The sequence below is a fragment of the Micromonospora sp. NPDC047521 genome, from assembly GCF_055587305.1.
The window spans coordinates 526333-548850 of record NZ_JBVJGN010000002.1; the positions used below are offsets into that span (position 1 = coordinate 526333).

Genomic DNA, 22518 nt, shown 5'->3' on the forward strand with positions numbered 1-22518 from the left:
CGGGTCAGCCGTCCACGCGGAAGGTCAGCGTCGTGGTGCCGAGCTGGACCATGTCACCCGGGTTGAGGGCGACGGCGGAGACCCGCTGACCGTTGACCATGGTGCCGTTTGTCGACCCCAGATCGGTGAGCACCACCTGACCGCCGTCGAAATCCAGCCGGGCGTGTCGCCGGGAGATGCCGACGTCCGGCAGGCGCAGGTTGGCCTGGTCGCCGCGACCTATCACCGTCGACCCCATCTGGAGGGGGTAGGTGCGGCCGTCGCCGGAGACCAGCCGCACGTTGCGGCCGCCACCGTGGCCGGGCGGCGGGCCGTAGCCACCGCCCTGGTCGTACGCGGGGTAGGCGGGCGGGCCGGCGTCGTAGCCGGGTGCCGACACCGGGGCGACCTCGCCACCGGTGTAGACCTCGGCGGTGACGCGGAACATCCCCGTGTCCAGGCCGTCCCCCCGCTCGATCTCGACGATCACGTCGCCGTAGACCGTCCAGGCCTGCTCGCCGATGAACTCCGCCTGCGACTGGGCCAGCTCCTGGGCCAGTGCGGCGGCGTACGGCGCCAGACGACTGTGGTCGAACGGCGAGAGATCGATCACGTAGCGGTTGGGCACCAACGTGCGCCCACCGGCCAGGATCGCCTTGTGCGCCTCGGCCTCCCGCTGCATGGCGTTGAGGATCTCCACGGGGTGGACCACCCCTTTGAAGACCTTGGCGAAAGCCCCTTCGACCAGGCCTTCCAGACGCTTCTCGAAGCGTTGCAGCACGCTCACCGGCTCCTCCTCGGGTCCCGAGGACATGATGGTATCCGGCCGGCGCGCGTGCAGCTCACACGCCGCTCGGCCGCCTGCTCCCGGCCCGCTCGGAAGGACCGGGACTGCCGTGCTAATCTTTCGTCCGCCACGAACGGTAACCGCTCGTGGCGAGCGCCTGGGACAGCGTAGTATTCCCGAGGCCCGCTGGAGACAGCGGGATCGGGACGGCTTAGAGTGTTCCGGGTTGTGCCACGGGGATGTGGCGGAATGGCAGACGCGCACGGTTCAGGTCCGTGTGCCCGAAAGGGCGTGGGGGTTCAACTCCCCCCATCCCCACCAACGACGAGGGCTCCGCACACTGCGGGGCCCTTCCGTCATATCGGGGCGTGCCGGGCGTCACGCTATGCTCCGATGGATTCTGCCTCCGATGGACCAGGAGTGGCGTGTGAGTGTCGCGTTGGTGACCGGGTCTGGTGGTCTGATCGGCTCCGAGGCGGTCCGGCACTTCGCCGGCCTCGGCCTGGATGTCGTCGGCATCGACAACGACATGCGCCGGTACTTCTTCGGTGAGGACGGCTCCACCTCGTGGAGCCTGGAGCGGCTCGGCCGGGACCTCGGTAGTGCGTACACCCACTTCGCGGTGGACATCCGGGACCGCGACGGCCTGGAGCAGGTGTTCAAGAAGTACGGCTCGGACATCGCCGTGGTGATCCACAGCGCCGCGCAGCCGAGCCACGACTGGGCGGCGAAGGAGCCGTACACGGACTTCGACGTCAACGCCGGTGGCACTCTCAACATGCTGGAGAACACCCGGCTGCACGCCATCGACGCGCCGTTCATCCACTGCTCGACGAACAAGGTGTACGGCGACCGGCCCAACAGCCTGCCGCTGATCGAGCTGGAGACCCGGTACGAGCTGCCCGAGGACCACAGGTGGTACAACGGGATCACCGAGGACATGTCGATCGACAGCTCCCTGCACTCGATCTTCGGCGCCTCCAAGGTCGCCGCGGACGTGATGGTCCAGGAGTACGGCCGCTACTTCGACATGAGGACCGCCTGCTTCCGGGGCGGCACACTGACCGGCCCGGCGCACTCGGCTGCCGAGCTGCACGGCTTCCTGGCGTACCTGATGCGCTGCGTGATGGAGGGCCGGACGTACAACCTGTACGGCTACAAGGGCAAGATGGTCCGCGACGCGATCCACTCCCGGGACGTGCTTACCGCGTTCGAGGCGTTCTTCCGGGCGCCGCGCTCGGCTGAGGTCTACAACCTGGGCGGTGGACGGCACTCCAACACCTCGCACATCGAGGCGTTCCGGATCGCCGAGGAGATCGCCGGCCGCGAGGCGCGGATCAACTACGTCGAGCAGAACCGCACGGGCGACCACCAGTGGTACGTCAGCAGCATGGCCCGGTTCGAGGAGCAGTACCCGGACTGGAGGATCACCTACGACGTACCCATGATCCTGCGGGAGATCTACGAGGCCAACGTGGACAAGTGGGTGCCCCAGTCATGACCGCTCGGACCAAGCGCAACGTACTCGGCGTCCTGGTCGACGCCACCGACTACGCCACGGCGACGGACGCCGTGGTGACCGCCGCGCACGAGCGGCGTCCCTTCGCGCTTACCGCGTTGGCCGTGCACGGCGTGATGACAGGCGTCCTGGATCCGGCGCACAACGCCCGGCTCAACTCGTTCGACATGGTCACGCCGGACGGTCAGCCGGTGCGCTGGGCGCTCAACCTGCTGCACCACGCCGGGCTCACGGACCGCGTCTACGGGCCGACGCTGACCCTGCACGTGCTGTCCCGTTTCGCCGACGAAGGGCTGCCGGTCTACCTGTACGGGTCGACCGAGGAGACGCTCGCCAAGCTGATCCCGGCGCTGGAGCGGATGTTCCCCGCGCTGAAGATCGCCGGCGTGGAGCCGTCCAAGTTCCGGGCCGTCCAGCCGGGCGAGGACGCGGAGATCGCCGACCGGATCCGGTCCAGCGGCGCCCGACTGGTCCTGGTCGGGCTCGGCTGCCCGCGCCAGGAGGTCTTCACGTACGCCATGCGACCGCTGCTCGACATGCCGCTGATGGCTGTCGGCGCGGCGTTCGACTACCACGCCGGGCTGCTGCGCCAGCCGCCGCCGTGGATGCAGCGTGCCGGGCTGGAGTGGTTCTGGCGGCTCGGTCTGGAGCCGAAGCGCCTCTGGAAGCGTTACGTGATCCTCAACCCGGCGTACCTGGCCCGGCTGGCGGGGCAGAAGACCGGCCTGTGGAAGGCGCGCCCGCCGGCCCCGGCCACCGAACGGCCGGCCACCTTCGCGGTCTGACAGCCGATCCGGTACGACACGAGGCCCCACCCGCGGAAGCGGACGGGGCCTCGCTCGTGGAGGCGGTCAGACGGTAAGGGTCCAGGTGTTGATGTAGCCGGTGTCGGCCGAGTACGTGTCGCGTACCTGGAGCCGCCAGGTGCCGTCGGCGGCCTCACCCGAGACGTTGGCCGTGTACGTGGTGTTCACGTTGTCGGCGCTGTCCGAGGTGCTGCTGTTCTTCAACCGGTACGCGCTGCCGTCCGGTGCGAGCAGGTCGATGACCAGGTCACCCCGGTAGGTGTGCACGATGTTCACCGCCACCGTGGAGGCCGACGAGGCGTTCCGGCCACAGCCGGAGATGGTGATCGAGCTGGTCACCGCCGCGCCGGCGTCCGGGATCGAGACGTCGGTGCCGTTGGTGCCGGTGCAGCCGGTCGGCGGCGGCGGGGTGGTGCCGCCGGAGCCGACGTAGAGCAGCCGGTTCGGCGAGCCGGAGCCGGCGTTGCCCACCACGTTGGCTGTCGCGTTGGCCACCATCTGGTCGCGGACCTGCGCCGGGGTCCAGCTCGGGTTGGCGCTGGCCAGCAGAGCAGCCGCGCCGACCACGTGCGGCGTGGCCATCGAGGTGCCGCTGATCGTGTTTGTCGCGGTGTTGCTCGTGTACCAGGCCGAGGTGATCGACGAGCCCGGGGCGAAGATGTCCAGGCAGGTGCCGATGTTGGAGAACGACGAGCGGGCGTCCGAGTTGGTCGTCGAGCCCACCGTGATGGCCTCCGTGACCCGCGCGGGGGAGGTGTTGCAGGCGTTCGCGCCGCTGTCGTTGCCGGCCGCCAGGCCGTACGTCACGCCGGAGGCGACCGAGTTGCGCACTGCGGTGTCCAGCGAGGTGTTCGCGCCGCCGCCGAGACTCATGTTCGCCACCGCCGGCTTGATCGCGTTCTGGGTGACCCAGTCGACGCCGCCGATCACGCCTGCGGTCGTGCCGCTGCCGGAGCAGTTCAGCACCCGTACGCCGACCAGCTGGACGCCCTTCGCGACCCCGTACGCCGACCCGCCGACGGTGCCGGCGACGTGCGTTCCGTGGCCGTTGCAGTCGTCGGCCGACCCGCCGTCCACCGCGTCGTAGCCGGAGGTGGCCCGGCCGCCGAAGTCGTTGTGGGAGAAGCGGATGCCGGTGTCGATGATGTAGGCGTGCACGTTGCTCGCCGTGTTCGGGTAGGTGTAGGAGCTGTCCAGGGGCAGGTTGCGCTGGTCGATCCGGTCCAGGCCCCAGGAGGGCGGGTTGGCCTGCGTTCCGGAGATCGAGACGGTGTGGTTCTGCTCGACGTACGCCACCGCCGGGTCGGCGGCGATGCGGGCCGCCGCGTTCGCGCTCAGGGTGATTTCGAAGCCGCGCAGCGCCGCGCCGTAGGTGCGGGCCACCTTGCCGCCGTGACGGCCGGACAGCCGCTTCGCGGTGTCACCGACCCGGTCGCGGGACACCGCGCTGTCCTTGAGCACGACGATGTAGCTGTCCGACACGGCGGTGGCTCCGCCGGCGGACCGGATCTCGCCGACCGGTTCGGCGGCCAGGGCCGGGGTGCCGACGGCCAGCACGGTCGCGGTGGCCACCCCGACCAGTACTGATCTGCGTGGAAGACCCATCTGCCTACCTCCCTCCGACCGGCGGCGGATCGCGACCACCGGCCCCAACATCGATCGACTGTTGCCGATCGAGCTGAGGGTATTTCAGCACCCGCCCGGGGGGACATGTCGAAACGTCCATAACATCGGAGGGATGACCCCCTACGGGACCTGGGTCCGGGGCGAACGGGGGCAGGCCCGGATTCGCGCCGGGCCGATCCGGGAAAGACTCTCCGACATGGAGAGTCAGCTCACCATCCTGCTGCCGATCGCCGCCGTCTGGGTGGCCGCCGGCGTCCTGGCCGACAGCCTGCCCCGCCTGCGCAACACCCGCGCGCTGCGCCGGCGTACCGGATGGTTGCTGGCCCTCGCCGCGACCGGCGTGGCGCTCACCGCGGCCGTGCTCGCCGGCGGGCTGTTCAGCTCCGGCGCCGCCCCGATCGACCGGGCAGCCGCCGGACTGACCCTGACCATGGGCCCCGCGCTCGTGGTGGCGGCCAGTTCGGTACGCCGCATCCGCCGGCTGTGGGCCGGAGCCGGCGCGTTCGCCAGCGCACCGGGCACCCCCGCGCCGTACGGCCTGCGCGCCGACGCGGCCCATCCCCTCGTCGGGCTGCCGTTGCAGGTGAGCGCCCTGACCACACTGCCGGCGGTGATCGCGGCCACCGGCGCCGACCTCGGTGCCGAGCCGGGCGTGACAGGTCCGGCGATCACCGTGGGCGCGCTCGCGGTGGCTGTCATCGGCGTCCGGCACGCGCTCCGGCACAGCCGGCTCGCCGAGCGGACCCGACCGGCGGCGTCGCCGTCAGCGCGAGCGGCCTGACCCCTGCACGTACAGCAGCTCCAGGATCGCCCGGGTCGCCTCGAACCAGCGGTCCAGCCAGCCGGGCGGCGGGACGCTGCCCTTCGGCGGCAACTCCAGCAGCAGACCGCGCAGCAGCGGATGGTCGGCAAGTGACCCGGTGGCCTCCGGCGGCCAGCCGCTCGGCGGGAACGACGGCTCGACGAGCGGATTCGGGTCGAGAGAGGGCAGCGAGAGAGGCGGGTCGGCCGACTCGGCGGCGGACGGCTCCTGCTCGCTCGACACCACCTCGGTCAGTACGGTGTCCCGGCGCGCCCCGCGGTACTTGCCACCGAACCGCTCCGGCTTACCCGGACCGTTGGTGAGATTGTCTGACCCGATCGTCGTCATCCGTCTCGCCTACCTCGCTCGGTTGCGGGATCGGTGCGGCGGGTCATCGACCAGCGCCGCTCCGACCGGTTCAACGAGACGGACCCGCTGTGGCGACGGGAATCCCGGCGGAACCTCGCGGCCGGCGCCCTTCACAGCACCCGCCCCGGGCACGGGAAGGCCCCCGCCCGGTCGGAACCGGACGGGGACCCACGTGATACTCGGTCAGGCCGAGCCGAACACACCACCTCTGGCGCCGGCGACGAAGGCGTGCCAGTCACCCGGGGCGAAGACCAGGGCCGGGCCGGCCTTGTCCTTCGAGTCCCGCACTCCGACCGCTCCGGTCACGTACGCCACCTCCACGCAGTTGTCACAGTTCGGCCCGCTCTTCGAGCTCTTGAACCACGTTGCCTGCGTCAGGTCCACGGGGAACCCCTTGGTCGCCATTTCCACAACGGCTCCTCTGCCAGTTTTGCGATGTGTGCGACGGACTCCTCCGGACGAATGGCCGCGGCACGGATGTGATCGAAGATGAAGCTGTACTTCTGTAGTTCGTCGCTCTTCTCGAGGAAAAGCCCACCCGTGGCGTTCTCCGCGTACACAACATCCGGATCACCGGGCTCGGGGAAGCTGAGGATCGTGAAGGTCCCGTCCATGCCGGCGTGCGCCCCCACCTCGAAGGGGAGGATCTGGAGCGTCACGTTCGGCAACTCGGCCACCTCGACCAGCCTTTTCAGCTGGCCGCGCATCACCTCGTCCCCGCCCACCGGCCGACTTACCACCGCCTCATCGAGCACCACCCACAGATCGACCGGATCGTCCTGGGTCAACAACGACTGACGGCCCAGACGGACACGCACCCTCTGGTGCACCTGATCGGCGGTGAAGTCCGGCCGGGCGGCGCGGATCATCGCCCCGGCGTACTCCTCGGTCTCCAGAAGACCCGGCACCACCTGCTGTTCGTACGCCCGGATCGAACTCGCCGCGGCCTCCAGCCCGACGTACGCGCCGACGAGCACCGTGCTGTACGGGTGCCACCAGCCCTTCTGCCGGGCCTCCCGGGCGATCTGCACGAGCTCGTCGCTCTCGGCGCCCACCACGCCGTAGATCCGGAGCATGTCCCGCACGTCGCGGGGCGTGGCAGTGGTGTGGCCCGTCTCGATCCGGGAGACCTTCGACGCCGAACACTCCAACTGCTCGGCGACCACCTCGATGGTGATTCCGGCGGACTCCCGTTGGCGGCGCAGCTCGGCACCGAGCCGCCGCCGTCTGATGGTCGGACTGCGCCGCTCACTCATGGCGCGATCCAAGAAGTCAGTGGTCCCCGCCGCTGGCTGCTCGACCCCACTCGGGCTACCTCCGGTAACGCGCCACTGGGTGACACCCGCCGGGGGCGCGACCGTCGACCGGCGAGCGTTCGCGACGAGGGGGGGTGGTGCCGGTCATCGGCCGGCCGCGACGGGCGAAACCGGCCCTCAGTGTGCCGTCCGGACGCGGATGGCTTCAAGCGCCGCTTTGCGCGACACGCTCACGTATCGGCAAAAGTCGACGTGCAACTTGCATGAAGCACGTCCCTGATGCAGTCTGTCCGTATGGCACGGATCACTCAGCGTCTCCGTCCGCTCCCCCGGAGTGGTGACCCCACCGATCCGGGGCCGGACACGACGCGGATCCGGCCGGCGACACCGAGACCTGCCCCCGGGTGAAGACCCCGCCGCTGCAAGCCGGCAAGCTGCGGCGGCGGGCGCGGTTCCCGGAGAGCAGCCGGGTGATGGTCGGGTGGCGGCGCGCCACCAGCGAGGTACGGCCCGACCACCACCATCGCATCACCGGTCCACGAGGCACGACCCCGTCACCGGCCGAGACTCTTCCCCCCGATCAGTCACCGCCGGCCCCACCGCCGGCCAACCCTCCCCAGGAGCCCATGTGCTTCCCCGCTCCGGTGACGTTCTGCACGTGACTCGCGCGGCGAGTGTCCAGTTCCTCAGGCCGATCATGTTCCGGGTCATCCGTGTGCTCGACTGGCCGACGTACGACGGTTGGCTCTGGCTCGACGGCTACGAGCTCAACGCCGCGGGCGACGCGGTCAACAGACGGTCGATCTTCGTTCAGCGGGAAGGGTTGCAACAGGTGCAGGCCGCACCGGAACCCCGCCCGCACACCGTAAGGACGCGGCGGCCCGCCTCCCGTACCCCGGTCCGGGTGGGCTGACCACCGCGATCCGCCGCGGTGGGCGTGCCGTCGCCATAGAATTGGTACGCCCACCCCGGCACGTTCCACCGCACGTTCCAGGGCCCTGAGCCTGGGATGGTTCATGGTCAATCAGCCCGCCCCGCGGCGGCACCACCGCTCCCGTATCGCCTACGCTCTCGGACTGCTCGCCCTGCTCGGGGCCGTGGCCACACTCGTGGTCCTGGCCCGCGACCCGGCGTCGTCCGCTACCCGGCTGACCACTCCGGTACCCGCACCGGAGATCACAGTGGTGGACGCCGACCCACACGTGCAGGACGACCCCGGCTGGATCGGTGCCGTCGCACCCACCCAGCACGCCGAAGCGACAGACCCGACCGGGTCGGTCGCTGGTGGCGGCGCCGGGGGTCAGTCCGACGGACGGCAGGACCTCGCCGGGTCGGGCCCGGCCGGGCACACCGCCACGGACGTCCGCAGGTCCCTGTTCTGGTCAGGGATCTTCGGTCTCACCATCTCGCTCGCCGGCCTCGGCCTGGTCGGCACCCGCCGTCGGATGTGGTGAGCAGGGGTCACGGCGTGCTGGTCGCCGTCCTGCCAGGTGTGGTCGTGCCGCTCCCGGTCGAGGGGCGGGCCTGCGAGACGATCAGCAGGACGTCCTCGCCGTCCGACACGGTCGCCCCGGCCTCCGGCTCGGTGCCCACCACGGTCCCCGGCGGCAGCTCCGACGGGCGGTACACCACCCGGTAGGACAGGCCGAGCCGTTCCAGCAGCCCTTCGGCGGTGGCCTGCGGCAGGCCGGCGACCGGCGGCACGGGCACCTCGGCGGGCTCGCTCGACGGCGGCGGGCTGCTCGGCGACGCACTGCTCGGCGACGCGGACGTCGGAGCGGCGCTTGTCGGCACGGCGCTGGTGGCACTGCCCGGCGGCGGCGACGGGGTGGACCCCGGGTCGTCCCGGTCGTTGTCCCGGGCGTTGAGCACCACCCAGAGCGCGGCCCCGAGCAGACCTACCAGCACCAGCGCCAGCACGCCCCAGAGGATCGGCAGCCACCACCGCCGCCCACTCTGCTCCTCGGCGTACCAGTCGCCGGCGGGCTCGGCCGGTCGCGGCGGTCGCACCTCCGCGCGCCCCGACCACGGCGCGGGGTTGGACCGCTCGACGGGCATCCGCGCCGTGCGGTCCGCCGGCTGTGACGGCCCGGACCTGTCGATGGGCATGGTCTGGTCGGAGGGCACCGTCGCATCGGGCCCGCCCGGCGGCGCGGCCCGGTTCATCGGCGCCGTCTCATCCGGCGACGCGGCCCGGTTCAAGGGCGCGGTCTCATCGGGCGACGCGGCACGGTTCAGGGGCGCGGTCTCATCGGGTGCGGCGCGCGGCGGCGCCGGCCGGTCGGCGGGAGGGAGAGGGCGGGTCCGGTCGTCGTCGGGCTCCCCGGCGGGCGGCTCCTGGCGGTCGTCGCTCATCGCACGTCCTTTCCGGAACCGGGGCGGGCGGCACGGCCCTCGACCGTCAACCTAGCGGCCCGTACCGCCATCGGCGCGGATCAGCGGCCCCGGCGAGCCGGAAACGAACGCCGGACCCCAGGGTCAGGAGGTGGGTTTCACGCTCGGCTGGTCGCCCGGGTTCGCACCGCACCAGATGCTCACCTGGTCGTTCCAGCGGGCCGAACCGTCCTCGGTCGGTTCCTGTCGGCTGACCTTTCCACTGCGCCCGCTGCGGTAGCTCGGGTAGAGCCCCTCCTCGACCAACTCGTCGGCGGCCCTGGCGCAGTCGTCACCGACCACATCCGGCACCTCCGCGGGCGGCGGCGGGCCGGCCACCTGGAGTTGCACGGTGGTGCCCCTGGTGACCTCGGTGCCCACGGAAGGCGAGGCGCTCTGCACCGTACGACCGGTGCCGCCGCCGAAGACCAGCCGCCAGCCCAGCCGCTGCTTGCGCAGCATGTCCCGGGCCTCTTCGAAATCGGTGCCAACGACGGGCGGGACGGTCAGCCCGGCCCCCTTCGTCGCGCTGGCGGAGGTCCGGGGAGCCGAGGGCGTGGTCCGACCCGTGCTCGGCCGCGCTGTGACAGTCCGGGCGGTAGGCGTGCCGGTCAGGCTCGCCACCGCGAGCGGCTCGTCCGGGGCGTCGTCCTCGTCGGCCAGCAGCCAGCCACCTGTCGCACCCACCGCGGCGAGGAGCACCGCCACCAGCCCACCGCCGAGCAGGACGGTGGCCCGGCTCGCGCCGCCCCCGTCCCGACCGTCGGCGGGATCCCGCCGACCCGTGTTCGCGTCCGTCATACCGCACACCGCCTCATCACCGGCGACCGTACCGGTCACCGCCAAGCCCGTTCGCGCCTGCCGGCGCGTCATCGCGACTCGCCGCGTCGCCGACGGGACGTTACGCTGCCCGGCATGGCCAGACGGGGCTGGGGAGTATCGATCGCGACGGCGATCGGGGTCGCTGCCGGCGCGGGCGCCGCACAACTGGGCTTCGGCTACGGGCTCGGCGTCATCACCTGGACGCCCACCGACGCCGGCGCCGTCGACACGGCCTGGGCGGACGGCCTCGCCTGGGCGACCTGGCTGGCCGGCAGCTCAACGGTCCTCGGTGCGGTATGCGCCCAGCGGCTGCACCAGCGGCCGGTCCCGGTCGACGAGTCCCAGGTGGCCAGCGATCACGGGCCGTCGGCGACCGACAGGCCCGGCACTCCGGCCGTGTCGGACGACCCACCCACAGCGGACCGGCGACGTACCGACGCCCCACCCGCTGAAGGCGGCAGCCTGCTGGGACGGGTGGCCATCGCCCTGGGCGCCGGGCTCGGCGGGCTGATCACCGTGCTCCTCGTCGCCGTACCCGCGCGGGTGGCGGAGGGCGCCGACACCGCGGCGCCGCAGCGCGTCGCCGCCGTCCACACGGCGCTGGGAATCGTCATCGGCGTCCTCGTCGCGCTCTGGGCACTGCGCTCCCGCGCCGCCGCCGTGAACGTGACGGCGACGGCCGCCTGGCTGTGGCTGCTCGCCGTGGTCTCGGTGATCGACGGGGTACGCGTCGGACGCGGTCTGGTCGGTGCCCAGCTCGGCACCTGGCAGCTCGACCCGGACCACAGCAGGTACTGGATCGGAGACCAGCTCTACTGGCCCGGTGCGCTGCTGGCGCTCCTCCCCGCACTCGTGATCGGGGCGCTGGCCGCCCGGAGGACCACCCGATCGCCGGGGCACCGGGTGGGCGCGACGGCGTCGGGGGCGGCCGGCCCGCTGCTCGTCGCGCTCGCGTACCTGAGCACCCTGCCGCGCTGGTCGGCGCTGGGCCCGGAACAGCTGTCCACCCAGCTTGTCGCCCCGTACGCAGTGATCGCCGGAATCGGTGGCTCGGTGCTCGTCGCCGTCCTCGCCGAACGCGCCGAGCGACACCGGGCAGCCAGTCCGGGTACGCCCGACACGAGCACACCGCCCGACCCGGCTGCTCAGCCCGAGCGGGCTGCCCAGGCCGACCCGGACGTTCAGCCCGAGAAAGCCGACGCAGCGGAGCCCGACGCAGCGGAGGCCGGCGCGTCGGCAGGTACCTCGACCGCCGCCTCGCCACGGCGGGGTCGAACCGACGGCGCAGCGGCAGGGTCCCGGCCCGGCGACGCGAGCGCCGCACCCCGGATACCGGCACCACGGACGGAGCCCGACCTCCCCACCCCGGCCGACACGGCGACGCCGGGGCCGACCCCGGCCGGCCGCCGTGCCCGCAAACCCTCCCGCCCCTCCACCGACTGACCGCCCGCCGCGTCAGTGGGTTACGGGAGCGGCCAGGTGTGGACCGGTTCGTTCGTGCGCTGGAGTTCCGCGTAGCGCTGGACCATGTGGTGCAGCGCCGCCGCCCGGTCCATGCCCTGGTGCCGCTCGGCCGCCCAGACCGTCTCCGTCTGCCAGACCGCGCCGTTGCGGCCGGTTCGGCAGCGCTGCTCGATGATGCCGAGCAGCCGGTCCCGCTGCGCCGCGGTGACGCCGAAGCCGTCCAGTCCCGCGGCGGCGGTGGGTAGCAGCTCGTCCAGCACGAGCTTGGTGACCGGCACGTCGCCGAGCTGGGGCCAGTGCAGTACGGCCTCCAGGCCGCGCCGGGCGGCAGCGTGGAAGTTCTCCTCGGCGGAGCTGAAGGTGAGCTGGCTCCAGATCGGCCGGTCCGACTCGGCGAGCCCACGGGCCAGGCCGAAGTAGAAGGCCGCGTTCGCCAGCATGTCCACCACCGTCGGGCCGGCCGGCAGTACGCGGTTCTCCACCCGCAGGTGCGGGCGGCCGTTCATGATGTCGTACACCGGGCGGTTCCACCGGTAGACGGTGCCGTTGTGCAGCCGCAGTTCACCGAGCTGGGGCACACCGCCGGCGTGCAGCACCTCCACCGGGTCCTCGTCCTCGCAGATCGGCAGGAGCGGCGGGAAGTAGCGGACGTTCTCCTCGAACAGGTCGAAGATCGAGGTGATCCATCGTTCACCGAACCACACCCGGGGTCGTACCCCCTGGGCCTTCAGCTCGTCCGGGCGGGTGTCGGTGGCCTGCTCGAAGAGGGCGATCCGGGTCTCGGCCCAGAGTTGACGGCCGTACAGGAAGGGAGAGTTGGCCCCGACGGCCACCTGAACCCCGGCGATGGCCTGGGAGGCGTTCCAGTAGTCGGCGAAGCTGTCCGGCGCGACCTGGAGGTGGAACTGGAGGCTGGTGCAGGCGGCCTCGGGCGCGATCGAGTCGGTGTGCGTACGCAGCTGTTCGACGCCGCGGATGTCCAGCTCGATGTCCTCGCCGCGGGCACCGACGATCTGGTCGTTGAGCACCCGGTAGCGCTCGTTGGTGGACAGGTTGTCCTCGACCAGGTGCCCCTCGGTGAGGGTGGGGAGGATGCCGACCAGGACGATCTTCGCGTCGGACCTGGCCGCGCGCTCGTCGGCTCGGGCGAGACTGCTGCGCAGGTCGTCCTCGTAGTCGGCGAAGCCGGTGCCCTCGATCAGACGGGGTTCGGCGTTGAGTTCCAGGTTGAACTGCCCCAGCTCGGTCTGGAAGAGCGGGTCGGCGATGTCGGCGAGGATCTCCTCGTTGCGCATCGCGGGCTCGGCGGCCGAGTCGACGAGGTTGAGTTCGATCTCCAGGCCGGTCATCGGCCGGTCGGCGTCGAAGCCGAAGTCGTCGAGCATCAGGGCGAAGACGTCCAGGCATCGCCGGACCTTGTGCCGGTAGCGGACGCGGTCCTCCCGGGTGAAGGCGCCCTGCGAGACGTCCCTGCCCATGTGTCCTCCCGACGGACGGCGCGGTCGGGATTCTGCCGTCCCGGAAAGCGCATTGTGAACCATCCACGTTAAGAGCGCTCGCCTGGCCAGGGCCAGAGGCCGTTGTCGGTGACCCGACGCCGTCCGCAGCGAGCGCGTTCGTGCTGCCACCTGTACCCCGTTCCGGGGGTGACCCATCCGGTGGCGGCGCTAACAACTCGTGACAATTCACATCGACGTCGGGAGACGGAGGCGGGCCCGCGTCGACGTACGACGCGGGCCCGGAGCGTGCCGGTGATCCGAGGATCAGGCCTGGCGGACGGCCTCGCCCTCGATCTCGATCTTGATCTTCTTGCCGACCAGCACGCCACCGGTCTCCAGGGTGACGTTCCAGGTCAGGCCGAACTCCTCGCGGTCGATCTCCGTGGTCGCGGAGAAGCCGAAGATGTCCTGGCCGAACGGGCTGCGGCCGACGCCCTCGAACTCGACCTGGAGCTCCACCGGACGGGTGACGTCCTTGATGGTCAGGTCGCCGGTGAGAACGAACTCGTTGCCGCTGCGGGACTTGACCCCGGTGCTGCGGAACTCGAGCGTCGGGTACTTCTCGACGTCGAGGAACTCGGCGCTGCGCAGGTGCGCGTCCCGGTCGCCCTGGGTGGTGTCGATGCTGGCGCCCTGGATGGTCGCGACGACCGACGACTGCAGCGGGTCCTCGGCGATGGTGATGGTGGCGGTCGCCTCGTTGAACTCACCGCGGACCTTGCTCACCATCATGTGGCGGGCGACGAAGCCGACCCGCTTGTGGGCGGCGTCGAGCACGTAGGTGCCGGCCGCCGGGATGGTGAGGCCGTCCCAGTCGCGGGTAACCGCATCGGTGCTGCTGGTCATGCTGCTGTCCTCCAGGAGATTGTTTAGTAGCCCAACGACTGCCTTAGCAACTATAACGGCAACAACATTCCCCGTGTCAAGTACTGGTAGGATGAACGAGTGACCAACGTCTTCGACGATCCCCGGATCACCGCCGTCGGCCTTCTCTTCGAGGTGCACGCCGGGCTGTCGACCCGGTTCACCACTCAACTGGAGGAGCACGGCTTCTCCGCTGTCGAGTTCGAGGTCATCACCCGACTGGCCCGCTCACCGGGTAACCAGCTCAGGATGACCGATCTCGCCGCGCAGACGTCGCTGTCCACAAGCGGGGTGACCAGGGTGGTCGACCGCATGGAACGCGACGGTCTGCTCACCCGCAGGGCATGCCCCAACGACCGCCGCAGCTCGTACGCGGTGGTCACCCCGAAGGGCATGCAGCAACTGGACGAGACGCTGCCGGGGCACCTGCAGATGATCGAGCAGTGGTTCACCGGTCAGCTCGACCCGCAGGCCCTGGACGCGCTCCTCGACGGTCTGCGTCGGATCCGTGACGCCGTGCATCCCTGCGCCACCGCCGGCAGCACCGACGTCGCCCCGGAGCAGGAGACCGCCGCCGGAGGCACGCCCCGACAGTGATCGGCGACGGCACAGGCCAGCAGGGAGATTGGTCCGGAAACGCCGACACCCACCGGCAGAAAGACCGGCAGAACTGACCTTGCTGACCGGGCAAACGGGCATGAAATGCGCCTTCCGCCCGGGAAGCGGTGGCAGGCTTCGACCACCGGGGATCCACCGGGGGGTGACGGCGCGGGCGAACAGCGAGGGGTAGCACAAAGGGGGCTTTTCGCCCGCGCCACTCCACCCCCGCCGCCCGTGGCGGCGCTGGCCGCGCTACCGGGGCGCCGACCCACCACGAGTGGCGGTCAACGCGTAGAGCAGCCCCGACTCCTGCGGCAACAGGCGGATTCCGGTCTCCCGGCAGGCCCGGTCGAGCCGGTCCAGGACCGCCGGGTCCCCGGTGCTCGCCGCCAACCCCACAAGCGCCTCCACCACGTCCCGCCGATCGTGACCGGCATCGGCGGCGGCGGCGAACCACTCGGCGGCCAGTTCGCGCTCACCCCGGTGCAGCGCCAGGTTCCCCTCGATCAACGCGCAGATCCCCGCCTCCGGGCCACCCCAGGAGAGAACTGTGTCGTCCGAACGCCGCCGGGGCGAGCCGGGCACCCGCGGCACCGGTACGCCCACCGCCTCGGCGGCCCCCGCCCGCAACTCGGCGAGCACGTCCGTCGCCTCCCCGGCACGACCGTCCTGGGCGAGCGCCAGACCGACCGTGCCCAGCACCCGGCGCCGATGCCCCGGATCGCCCAGCTCGGACAACGCGGTCGCCGCGCGCCGCCCCTGGTCCACGGCATCGGCGTACCGGCCCTCCAGGCGGGCGACCTCGGCCCGGTTCGCCCAGGCCAGCACCCGCAACCGCTGCTCGCCACCCTCGGCGGCGAGCCGGTCCACGGCGGCCAGCCGGCGGCGCGCCGCCGCCAGGTCACCCACCCGGATCTCGTGCCACGCGAGACTGTTCTGGGCCACCGCCAGATCCCGCGTCCGCCCGTGGCGGGCCGCCAGCCGCAGCGCCGCCTCGGCCTGCTCACGGGCCTCCTCATGCCCTCCGACGGTGATCAGCAGCGCGCCGAGCACCGTACGCGCCTCCAACTCCCCGGTCACGTCACCCGCCTGCCGGAACATCTCCAGCGCGGTCCGCGCGGTCGGCAGCTCGTCGGCGCCGGCGCCGTGCTCGGCGGCGAGCCGAGCCACCCCCAGTGTCGCCCAGGCGCGCAGGACAGGATCGGCGTCGGCGGTCCTCGGGTCCGCCAGCAGCCGCCGCAACCACTGTCGACCGGCGACGTCCCGCCCACGGAACCGCCACCACCTGGTGAGGCTGGCCGCCAGGCCGAGCGCGGTCAGCGGATCGTCGGCCGCCGCATGGGACAGCGCCGAGCTGATGTCACTGCTCACCTCGTCCAGCCGGTGTATCGCGTCGGGCAGCCGAGGGCCGGCCAGGTCGGTGGCCGTACGCGCCACCAGGCGGGCTACCACCTCGGCGTGTCGGCGTCGCAGACAGCTCAACTCGCCGGCCCCGGCTGCCTGCTCGACGGCGAAGTCACGGACCGCGTCCAGCAGACGGAACCGGAACGAACCGGTGCCCCGCACGCTGAGCAGGCCCAACTCGACGAGCCGGTGCAGCACCGGGAGGGGATCGATCGCCACGGTGCCGTCGCGGTCAGCCTCGTCGGCGAGCATCTCCTCGGCCTGCTCGACCGACCACCGGTTGCCGAACATGGCGAGCCGCCGCAGCGCCGCCCGTTCGTCAGGCGCGAGCAGCCGGTAGCTGGTCGCCACCGCGTCCCGCAGGGTGCCCACCGCAGCCGTGCGGGTGCCGTCGACGCCGCTCGGCCGACCGCTCGCCGCCTCGGGTCCGTCCCAGCCCGGATGGGCCGGCGGGTCCGCGGGGGTGGCCAGGTCGAGCACCCGGTCGCCGTACCTGTCGAGCAATTCGGTGAGGTTGAGGAGCCGACCCCGGGCAGCCATCAACTCGATGGCCAGCGGCAGTCCGCCCAGCCGGCGGACCAGCGCGGCCAGCGCCGGCAACTCGTCGGAAGTGGGCGGCTCCCGTCGGACCTGGGCGAGCCGTGCGGTGAACAGCGCCACCGCCGGCCACGACCCGAGCGCGGAGGGCCCGGCCTCGTCGGCGTCCGGCGGAGGTACGTCGAGCGGCGAGACGGGCCAGACCCGCTCGCCGGGCAGCCCGACGGGGTGCCGGCCGGTGACCAGCACCCGCAGGGAGGGCAGCACGCCGACCAGCCGGTGCAGCGTCTCGGCCACCGGGCCGGGCGCGCGCTCGACCGCGTCCATCACCAGCAGCGCCGGGCGCCCGGAGAGGTGCGCGGCGAGTTCCGGCAGCCGGGCCGCACCGAGAACCCCCATCGAGGCGGCGAGCACGTCCGGGCCGTCCGAGCCCTCACCGATCAGCACCCCGGCCACGCCACCCGGGTACGCCCCGGCGGCCGCGTGCGCCACGGACAGCGCCAACGCCGTCTTGCCGACACCTGTCAGCCCGACCAGGCTCACCAGGCGGGGACCCGGCTCGGTGGTCAACATGCGTGCCAACTCGGTGACGTCCCGGTCCCGGCCGATCAGCGCCACCGGCGGCGGGAGGGCGACAGGCGGATCCGGCCCGGCGGGGCGGGCGAGCGACGGGATTTCCGACGGCGACGTCGGGGGCTCGTCCGGCGGGGCGGGCTCGCCCCTGACGGGGCCCCGGGCGGCGGCCATGAACGCCGCCCGGGTCGCGCCTGTCAACTGCAACGCCTCGGCGAGCAGGCCGACCGTGGTGCGCTGCGGCCGGACGGACCGGCCACGCTCCAGGTCACGCACCGTCCGTACGCCCACGCCGGCCCGGGCCGCGAGTTCGGCCTGGGTCAGGCCGGCGGCCCGACGGTGGGCCCGGAGCAGTTCCGACAACCCGGTACGACCGGACGGGCCCCGTGACCCGTCATGATCCGGAGTCATGGGCAGGAAGAGTACGGATCGACTCCGACCATCGGCAGTCGAACGTCGGGCTGCCGACGGCCACTCGCCGAAACCCGACAGCCGAACGGACAGTCCCGCCCGGGTCGGCCGGTTGAGCCGTCCCGGCTGACGCCCGTCGGGGGCAGGCGTCCGGACCGGTCGGTCCGCTCAGAGGCCCAGGTCGCGCGCGATGATCATGCGCTGCACCTCGCTGGTGCCCTCACCGATCTCCAGGATCTTGGAGTCCCGCCAGAAGCGGGCGACCGGGTACTCGTTCATGAAGCCGTAGCCGCCGTGGATCTGGGTGGCCTCCCGGGCGTTGTCCACAGCGATGGTGCTGGCGTGGAGTTTGGCGATGGCGGCCTGCCGCTTGAACGGCTCGCCGGCCAGCATCCGGGCGGCGGCGTCGTAGTAGGCCAGCCGTGCGGTGTGCGCCTTCAGCTCCATGTCGGCGATCTTGAACTGGATCGCCTGGTTGGCGCCGATCGGCCGGCCGAAGGCCTGCCGCTCCTTCGCGTACTTGATCGACTCGTCGACGCAGCCCTGGGCGAGACCGACGGCAAGCGCGGCGATCGCGATCCGGCCCTCGTCGAGGATCCGCAGGAACTGGGCGAACCCACGACCCCGCTTGCCGAGCAGGTTGGCCGCCGGAACCCGGCAGTCGTCGAAGGTCAGCTCGTGGGTGTCCGAGGCCGTCCAACCCACCTTGGAGTAGCCGGGCGCCACCGTGAAGCCGGGCGTTCCGGTGGGCACGATGATCGTCGACAGCTCCTTCGAGCCGTCCGGGTTCGTACCGGTTACCGCGGTGACGGTGACCATGGCCGTGATGTCGGTCCCCGAGTTGGTGATGAACGCCTTCGATCCGTTGATCACCCACTCGTCACCGTCCAGCACCGCCCGCGTCTGGGTGCCTGCCGCGTCCGAACCGGTGCCCGGCTCGGTGAGCCCGAAACCGGCAAGCGCCTCCCCGCTGAGCAGCTTCGGCAGCCAGGTGGCCTTCTGCTCCTCGGTGCCGAACCGGTAGATCGGCATCGCGCCGAGCGAGACCGCCGCCTCGAGGGTGATCGCCACGCTGGAGTCGACCCGGGCCAGCTCCTCCAGGGCCAGGCAGAGCGCGAAGTAGTCGCCACCCATGCCGCCGTGCTCCTCGTCGAAGGGCAGGCCGAACAGGCCCATCTTGCCCATCTGCCGGATCACCTCGTACGGGAAGGTGTGCTGCTCGTAGTGCTCGGCGATGACCGGCGCGACCACCTCACGCGCGAAGTCCCGCACGCTCTCCCGCAGCGCCGTTTGGTCGTCGGTGAGCCGGAAGTCCATCTCATCCTCCTGTTAGGGACGGTGCCGCCTGGCGCTTGTGGCGCCGGGACGGTGGCGGTGCGGGACTGGTGGTCGGGTCAGACCGGGGTGACGCCGTGCCGGCGCCGGGAGAAGTGCCGATCCTTGGTACGCGCGGCGGCGAACCGGCGAACCAGCTCGCCGCGCAGGTCCTGCGGCTCGACGATGGCGTCCACCACCAGTTCGCTTGCGAGCCGGACCACGTCGATGTCCTGCTCGTACTCGGCCCGCTTGGCGGCCACGAACGCGGCCCGCTCGGACTCGTCCTCGATCGCCGCGATCTTGTTGGCGTAGACCGCGTTCACGGCGGCCTCGGCGCCCATCACCGCGATCTTGGCGGTGGGCAGCGCGATCGTGGCGTCCGGCTCGAACCCGGGGCCGGCCATCGCGTAGAGGCCCGCCCCGTACGCCTTGCGGACCACCACGCAGATCTTCGGGACCGTCGCCTCGGAGATCGCGGTGATCATCTTGGCGCCGTGCCGGATGATGCCCTGCTTCTCCACCGCGCTGCCGACCATGAAGCCGGGTACGTCGCTGAGGAAGAGCAGCGGCACGTTGAACGCGTCGCAGAGCTGCACGAACCGGGTCGCCTTGTCGGCGGAGTCGACGAAGAGCACGCCGCCCTTGAACATCGAGTTGTTGCCGAGCACACCGACGACCTGGCCGTCGAGGCGGCCGAAGCCGATCGTCAGCTCCTTGGCCCACAGCGCCTGGATCTCGAAGAACGAACCCTCGTCGAGCAGGCCCTTGACGTACCGCCGCATGTCGAACGCCTGCCGCTCGCTGGCCGGCACGAGCGCGGCCAGGTCGGCCTTCGCGGGCGCGGCGACGGCCGGTGCGGCGGGCGGCGCCTGCGTCCAGTTCGCCGGCAGGTACGACAGGTAGGTCTTCACCACGTCGAGCGCGTCGGCCTCGGTCTTGCAGAGGAAGTGCCCGACGCCGGACTCGGCGGTGTGCACCTTCGCGCCGCCCATCGCCTCCAGGGTGGTCTTCTCCCCGGTGACCATCTCGACCATCCGGTCGGAGCCGAGGTACATGCTGGCGTTGCCGTCGACCATGGCCACCACGTCGCAGAACGCCGGAATGTACGCCCCACCGGCGGCACTCGGGCCGAACAACGCGCACACCTGCGGGATGGAGCCGGAGGCGCGGACCTGGTTCCAGAAGATCTTGCCGGCGCCGCGTCGGCCCGGGAAGAGGTCGACCTGGTCGGTGATCCGTGCGCCGGCCGAGTCGACCAGGTAGACCATCGGTACGCCGGCGCCGTACGCCCGCTCGATGATCCGGATGATCTTCTCGACGGTGCGGGCACCCCAACTGCCGGCCTTCACCGTGGAGTCGTTGGCCATCAGGCAGACCTGGCGGCCGTCGATGGTGGCGGTGCCGGTGACCACGCCGTCGGCGGGGAGCCCGTCGGCGAGCGCGTTGGCGTAGAGGCCGTCCTCGACGAACGAACCCTCGTCGACCAGGAGCGCGACCCGTTCGCGGGCGAACAGCTTGCCCTTGGCCGCGTTGGCCGCGTGGTACTTGTCCGCGCCGCCGGACCGGGCCCGCTTGCGCAGCTGCTCCAGCGCCTCACCGTCGAGCGTCACGCCGACCCCCTCACCGCACCAACCTAAACGATCGTTAGGTTAGCGCATCCACGCGGCACTCGGCGACCCGATCACTTCCCACTCAAACATTGAAATGTATTGATGCTCACCGTTAGGCTCCTGACACCCCCCTCCCAGATTGGAGTCAGCGATGACCTCACGACTCAATCGGCTCGCGGTCGCGTTCCTCGCGACGGCACTCGCCACCCTCGGCGTCACGGTCGCCAACCCGTCGCCCGCGTCCGCCGCCATGACCATCTGCTACAACACCAGCCAGGCGGGAAGCTACGCCAGCGTCGCCAACCAGGCCGCCTCGATCTGGAACAACGCCACAGTCAACCTGACGCTCTCGGCGAACTGCGGCTCCAACCTCCGGATCTACCGGATCACCGGCGGCGGCTCGTACGCCGTGCGGACCAGCCTCGGCAACGGCCGGGTCTACATCGACACCCAGCAGGCCGCCCAGTACAGCGTGCTGCGGATCATGACCCACGAGATCGGGCACATCCTCGGCCTGCCGGACAACTACAACGGCAACTGCTCGCTGCTGATGTCCGGCGGCAGCGCCGGCACCAGCTGCACCAACGCCTACCCGAGCACCGCCGAGGCGAACCGGGTGAGCAACCTCTTCGCCGGTACCTTCGCCGCCACCGACCGCAGCGCCGACCGCAGCGCTGACATCTTCCGGGACAGCTGGCCGGCCGCGCTCGCCCCGGTGAGCTGACCGACCTGGTACGCGGGAGGGGCCGGCAGCACGCCGGCCCCTCCACCCATGTCGCGCAAAATCAGCTCGGCATCGGCGTCAGCCGGGTACGCGGCCCGGCCCGCAGCACGCCCGACGGGAGCTTCTTGCCGAGCAGTTCCTCGGCCAGCTCCGCCGCCTCGATGAGGGCCGCCAGGTCGATCCCGGTGTCGATGCCCATGTCGTGCAGCATGTGCACGGCCTCCTCGGTGGCCAGGTTGCCGCTCGCGCCTGGCGCGTACGGACAGCCACCCAGGCCACCGACGCTGGCGTCGAACTCGGTCACCCCCAGCTCCAGCGCGGTCAGCAGGTTGGCGAGCGCCGCACCCCGGGTGTTGTGGAAGTGCAGGAGCACCGGCACGTGCGCGTTGCGGTCGCGTACCGCGGTCACCAGCTCGCGGACCCGGCGCGGCGTCGCCATGCCCGTGGTGTCGCCGAACGCCACCCGGTCCGCGCCGTCACGGACCACCCGGTCGACGATGCCCGCCACCCGCGCGGGGTCGACGTCCCCTTCGTAGGGGCATCCGAAGCTGGTGGCGACGATCACCTCGACCCGCGCGGACGCGCCGTGCAGCAGGTCGATCAGCTTGGCGATGTCGTCGAGCGATTCGTCGGTCGAGCGGTTGACGTTGCGCCGGTTGTGCGTGTCGCTGGCCGAGACCACCACCTCGATCTCGGTGAACCCGGCGGCCAGGGCCCGCTGGGCGCCCCTGGTGTTCGGCACCAACGCCGAGTACCGCACCCCGTCGGCCTTCCGGGCCCGTTGCCACACCTCGTCGGCGTCGGCCATCTGCGGAATCGCCTTCGGATGCACGAACGACACGGCCTCGATCCGGCGTACGCCGGTGCCGGAGAGCGCGTCGAGCAGCCGCACCTTGGCGTCGGTCGGAATCGGGTCCTCGTTCTGCAACCCGTCGCGCGGCCCGACCTCACGAATCGAGACGGAATCTGGCAAGTGGCTCATCGGTCACCTCGCTGTGACGTCGGATCGGGACCTGTGGCGTCGGGTCGGGTTGTTCGGCCGCTTTGCTCTGCTTACCTGTACGCAACGGCCGCCATCCGGTATCCGCACCACCGCTGTCGCCTCCAGGTAAGCAGAGCAAAGGGCGCGGGTACCAGTCCCCGGGCCGTCGGGGACTGTCGGGCGGCCGCCCGGCG

21 protein-coding genes and 1 tRNA gene are annotated in these 22518 nt (G+C 71.5%); 9 read left to right on the forward strand and 13 right to left on the reverse strand.

The window, feature by feature from the left end; all coding sequences use genetic code 11:
* Positions 1-4: 4 nt before the first annotated feature.
* A complete protein-coding gene (locus ACZ6N8_RS06395) occupies positions 5-793 on the reverse strand; it encodes an FhaA domain-containing protein (RefSeq protein WP_139586798.1) in 789 nt (262 codons plus the stop codon).
* A 208-nt stretch (positions 794-1001) separates the two neighbouring features.
* Here ACZ6N8_RS06395 and ACZ6N8_RS06400 point away from each other — a divergent pair.
* The 3 genes from ACZ6N8_RS06400 to ACZ6N8_RS06410 all read left to right on the forward strand — a co-directional run bounded on the left by ACZ6N8_RS06400 (position 1002) and on the right by ACZ6N8_RS06410 (position 3070).
* Positions 1002-1087, forward strand: a tRNA-Leu gene (locus ACZ6N8_RS06400).
* A gap of 64 nt (positions 1088-1151) precedes the next feature.
* Complete coding sequence (locus ACZ6N8_RS06405) at positions 1152-2267, forward strand: NAD-dependent epimerase/dehydratase family protein (protein ID WP_466007993.1); 1116 nt, start codon at positions 1152-1154, stop codon at positions 2265-2267.
* Entirely contained in the window at positions 2264-3070 is an 807-nt protein-coding gene (locus ACZ6N8_RS06410; RefSeq protein WP_466007995.1) for a WecB/TagA/CpsF family glycosyltransferase, read from the forward strand. The genes ACZ6N8_RS06405 and ACZ6N8_RS06410 overlap by 4 nt, the downstream gene beginning before the upstream one ends.
* 66 nt (positions 3071-3136) lie before the next feature.
* On the opposite strand, the gene ACZ6N8_RS06415 is transcribed toward ACZ6N8_RS06410, so the two are convergent.
* Entirely contained in the window at positions 3137-4696 is a 1560-nt protein-coding gene (locus ACZ6N8_RS06415; RefSeq protein ID WP_466007997.1) for a S8 family peptidase, read from the reverse strand.
* Between the two features lie 133 nt (positions 4697-4829).
* On the opposite strand from ACZ6N8_RS06415, the gene ACZ6N8_RS06420 reads away from it, so the two are divergent.
* On the forward strand, positions 4830-5498 hold the full coding sequence (locus ACZ6N8_RS06420; protein ID WP_466007998.1) for a hypothetical protein: 669 nt from the start codon (positions 4830-4832) through the stop codon (positions 5496-5498).
* On the opposite strand, the gene ACZ6N8_RS06425 is transcribed toward ACZ6N8_RS06420, so the two are convergent.
* The 3 genes from ACZ6N8_RS06425 to ACZ6N8_RS06435 form a co-directional block, all read right to left on the reverse strand.
* Positions 5481-5867 (reverse strand): hypothetical protein, encoded by a 387-nt coding sequence (locus tag ACZ6N8_RS06425; protein ID WP_139586803.1) that lies wholly within the window; start codon positions 5865-5867, stop codon positions 5481-5483. The genes ACZ6N8_RS06420 and ACZ6N8_RS06425 overlap by 18 nt on opposite strands.
* Before the next feature lie 204 nt (positions 5868-6071).
* On the reverse strand, positions 6072-6293 hold the full coding sequence (locus ACZ6N8_RS06430) for a DUF397 domain-containing protein (RefSeq protein ID WP_466008330.1): 222 nt from the start codon (positions 6291-6293) through the stop codon (positions 6072-6074).
* The gene (locus tag ACZ6N8_RS06435; protein WP_030487606.1) at positions 6263-7144 is read right to left on the reverse strand and encodes a helix-turn-helix domain-containing protein; all 882 of its coding nucleotides are present in this window, start codon (positions 7142-7144) and stop codon (positions 6263-6265) included. Before ACZ6N8_RS06435 ends, ACZ6N8_RS06430 begins: the two co-directional genes overlap by 31 nt.
* Positions 7145-7772: 628 nt before the next feature.
* On the opposite strand from ACZ6N8_RS06435, the gene ACZ6N8_RS06440 reads away from it, so the two are divergent.
* Both ACZ6N8_RS06440 and ACZ6N8_RS06445 read left to right on the forward strand, forming a co-directional pair.
* A complete protein-coding gene (locus ACZ6N8_RS06440; protein WP_466008000.1) occupies positions 7773-8057 on the forward strand; it encodes a hypothetical protein in 285 nt (94 codons plus the stop codon).
* Positions 8058-8160: 103 nt separating this feature from the next.
* A complete protein-coding gene (locus ACZ6N8_RS06445) occupies positions 8161-8598 on the forward strand; it encodes a hypothetical protein (protein WP_466008002.1) in 438 nt (145 codons plus the stop codon).
* Positions 8599-8605: 7 nt separating this feature from the next.
* Here the strand turns inward: ACZ6N8_RS06445 and ACZ6N8_RS06450 are convergent, their stop codons facing one another.
* Together ACZ6N8_RS06450 and ACZ6N8_RS06455 are read right to left on the reverse strand one after the other, a co-directional pair.
* Positions 8606-9499: a PASTA domain-containing protein gene (locus tag ACZ6N8_RS06450; RefSeq protein ID WP_466008004.1), complete on the reverse strand. Its 894-nt coding sequence runs from the start codon at positions 9497-9499 to the stop codon at positions 8606-8608.
* A 123-nt stretch (positions 9500-9622) separates the two neighbouring features.
* Positions 9623-10318 (reverse strand): PASTA domain-containing protein, encoded by a 696-nt coding sequence (locus ACZ6N8_RS06455; protein ID WP_466008006.1) that lies wholly within the window; start codon positions 10316-10318, stop codon positions 9623-9625.
* A 114-nt stretch (positions 10319-10432) separates the two neighbouring features.
* Here ACZ6N8_RS06455 and ACZ6N8_RS06460 point away from each other — a divergent pair, with 114 nt between their 5' ends.
* Positions 10433-11782 carry a hypothetical protein gene (locus tag ACZ6N8_RS06460; protein ID WP_466008008.1) on the forward strand — a complete coding sequence of 450 codons (1350 nt, stop codon included), beginning with the start codon at positions 10433-10435 and terminating at the stop codon, positions 11780-11782.
* 20 nt (positions 11783-11802) lie between these two features.
* Here ACZ6N8_RS06460 and ACZ6N8_RS06465 read toward each other — a convergent pair whose 3' ends face one another.
* Complete coding sequence (locus tag ACZ6N8_RS06465; RefSeq protein WP_139586898.1) at positions 11803-13281, reverse strand: glutamate-cysteine ligase family protein; 1479 nt, start codon at positions 13279-13281, stop codon at positions 11803-11805.
* Positions 13282-13566: 285 nt separating this feature from the next.
* Positions 13567-14148 (reverse strand): YceI family protein, encoded by a 582-nt coding sequence (locus tag ACZ6N8_RS06470; protein ID WP_139586897.1) that lies wholly within the window; start codon positions 14146-14148, stop codon positions 13567-13569.
* Positions 14149-14247: 99 nt separating this feature from the next.
* Between ACZ6N8_RS06470 and ACZ6N8_RS06475 the strand changes: the two genes are divergently transcribed.
* The gene (locus tag ACZ6N8_RS06475) at positions 14248-14763 is read left to right on the forward strand and encodes a MarR family winged helix-turn-helix transcriptional regulator (RefSeq protein ID WP_466008010.1); all 516 of its coding nucleotides are present in this window, start codon (positions 14248-14250) and stop codon (positions 14761-14763) included.
* Between the two features lie 255 nt (positions 14764-15018).
* On the opposite strand, the gene ACZ6N8_RS06480 is transcribed toward ACZ6N8_RS06475, so the two are convergent.
* The 3 genes from ACZ6N8_RS06480 to ACZ6N8_RS06490 form a co-directional block, all read right to left on the reverse strand.
* Positions 15019-17691: an ATP-binding protein gene (locus ACZ6N8_RS06480; RefSeq protein WP_466008012.1), complete on the reverse strand. Its 2673-nt coding sequence runs from the start codon at positions 17689-17691 to the stop codon at positions 15019-15021.
* 168 nt (positions 17692-17859) lie between these two features.
* Positions 17860-19008, reverse strand: coding sequence for an acyl-CoA dehydrogenase family protein (locus ACZ6N8_RS06485; RefSeq protein WP_466008014.1), 1149 nt, complete (start codon positions 19006-19008; stop codon positions 17860-17862).
* A 77-nt stretch (positions 19009-19085) separates the two neighbouring features.
* Positions 19086-20618: an acyl-CoA carboxylase subunit beta gene (locus tag ACZ6N8_RS06490; RefSeq protein ID WP_466008016.1), complete on the reverse strand. Its 1533-nt coding sequence runs from the start codon at positions 20616-20618 to the stop codon at positions 19086-19088.
* 151 nt (positions 20619-20769) lie between these two features.
* On the opposite strand from ACZ6N8_RS06490, the gene ACZ6N8_RS06495 reads away from it, so the two are divergent.
* Positions 20770-21342: a snapalysin family zinc-dependent metalloprotease gene (locus ACZ6N8_RS06495; protein ID WP_466008018.1), complete on the forward strand. Its 573-nt coding sequence runs from the start codon at positions 20770-20772 to the stop codon at positions 21340-21342.
* A 61-nt stretch (positions 21343-21403) separates the two neighbouring features.
* Here the strand turns inward: ACZ6N8_RS06495 and ACZ6N8_RS06500 are convergent, their stop codons facing one another.
* Complete coding sequence (locus ACZ6N8_RS06500) at positions 21404-22315, reverse strand: hydroxymethylglutaryl-CoA lyase (protein WP_466008332.1); 912 nt, start codon at positions 22313-22315, stop codon at positions 21404-21406.
* Between the last annotated feature and the right edge of the window lie 203 nt (positions 22316-22518).

Excerpts from the sequence above, each read along its gene's own strand:
- ACZ6N8_RS06410 (WP_466007995.1), top strand. The coding sequence starts at position 2,264 with ATGACCGCTCGGACCAAGCGCAACGTACTCGGCGTCCTGGTCGACGCC.
- ACZ6N8_RS06425 (WP_139586803.1), bottom strand. The coding sequence starts at position 5,867 with ATGACGACGATCGGGTCAGACAATCTCACCAACGGTCCGGGTAAGCCG.
- ACZ6N8_RS06455 (WP_466008006.1), bottom strand. The coding sequence starts at position 10,318 with ATGACGGACGCGAACACGGGTCGGCGGGATCCCGCCGACGGTCGGGAC.
- ACZ6N8_RS06460 (WP_466008008.1), top strand. The coding sequence starts at position 10,433 with ATGGCCAGACGGGGCTGGGGAGTATCGATCGCGACGGCGATCGGGGTC.
- ACZ6N8_RS06470 (WP_139586897.1), bottom strand. The coding sequence starts at position 14,148 with ATGACCAGCAGCACCGATGCGGTTACCCGCGACTGGGACGGCCTCACC.
- ACZ6N8_RS06420 (WP_466007998.1), top strand. The coding sequence starts at position 4,830 with ATGACCCCCTACGGGACCTGGGTCCGGGGCGAACGGGGGCAGGCCCGG.
- ACZ6N8_RS06465 (WP_139586898.1), bottom strand. The coding sequence starts at position 13,281 with ATGGGCAGGGACGTCTCGCAGGGCGCCTTCACCCGGGAGGACCGCGTC.
- ACZ6N8_RS06445 (WP_466008002.1), top strand. The coding sequence starts at position 8,161 with ATGGTCAATCAGCCCGCCCCGCGGCGGCACCACCGCTCCCGTATCGCC.
- ACZ6N8_RS06435 (WP_030487606.1), bottom strand. The coding sequence starts at position 7,144 with ATGAGTGAGCGGCGCAGTCCGACCATCAGACGGCGGCGGCTCGGTGCC.
- ACZ6N8_RS06415 (WP_466007997.1), bottom strand. The coding sequence starts at position 4,696 with ATGGGTCTTCCACGCAGATCAGTACTGGTCGGGGTGGCCACCGCGACC.
- ACZ6N8_RS06430 (WP_466008330.1), bottom strand. The coding sequence starts at position 6,293 with ATGGCGACCAAGGGGTTCCCCGTGGACCTGACGCAGGCAACGTGGTTC.
- ACZ6N8_RS06395 (WP_139586798.1), bottom strand. The coding sequence starts at position 793 with ATGTCCTCGGGACCCGAGGAGGAGCCGGTGAGCGTGCTGCAACGCTTC.
- ACZ6N8_RS06480 (WP_466008012.1), bottom strand. The coding sequence starts at position 17,691 with ATGACTCCGGATCATGACGGGTCACGGGGCCCGTCCGGTCGTACCGGG.
- ACZ6N8_RS06405 (WP_466007993.1), top strand. The coding sequence starts at position 1,152 with ATGCTCCGATGGATTCTGCCTCCGATGGACCAGGAGTGGCGTGTGAGT.
- ACZ6N8_RS06495 (WP_466008018.1), top strand. The coding sequence starts at position 20,770 with ATGACCTCACGACTCAATCGGCTCGCGGTCGCGTTCCTCGCGACGGCA.
- ACZ6N8_RS06485 (WP_466008014.1), bottom strand. The coding sequence starts at position 19,008 with ATGGACTTCCGGCTCACCGACGACCAAACGGCGCTGCGGGAGAGCGTG.
- ACZ6N8_RS06450 (WP_466008004.1), bottom strand. The coding sequence starts at position 9,499 with ATGAGCGACGACCGCCAGGAGCCGCCCGCCGGGGAGCCCGACGACGAC.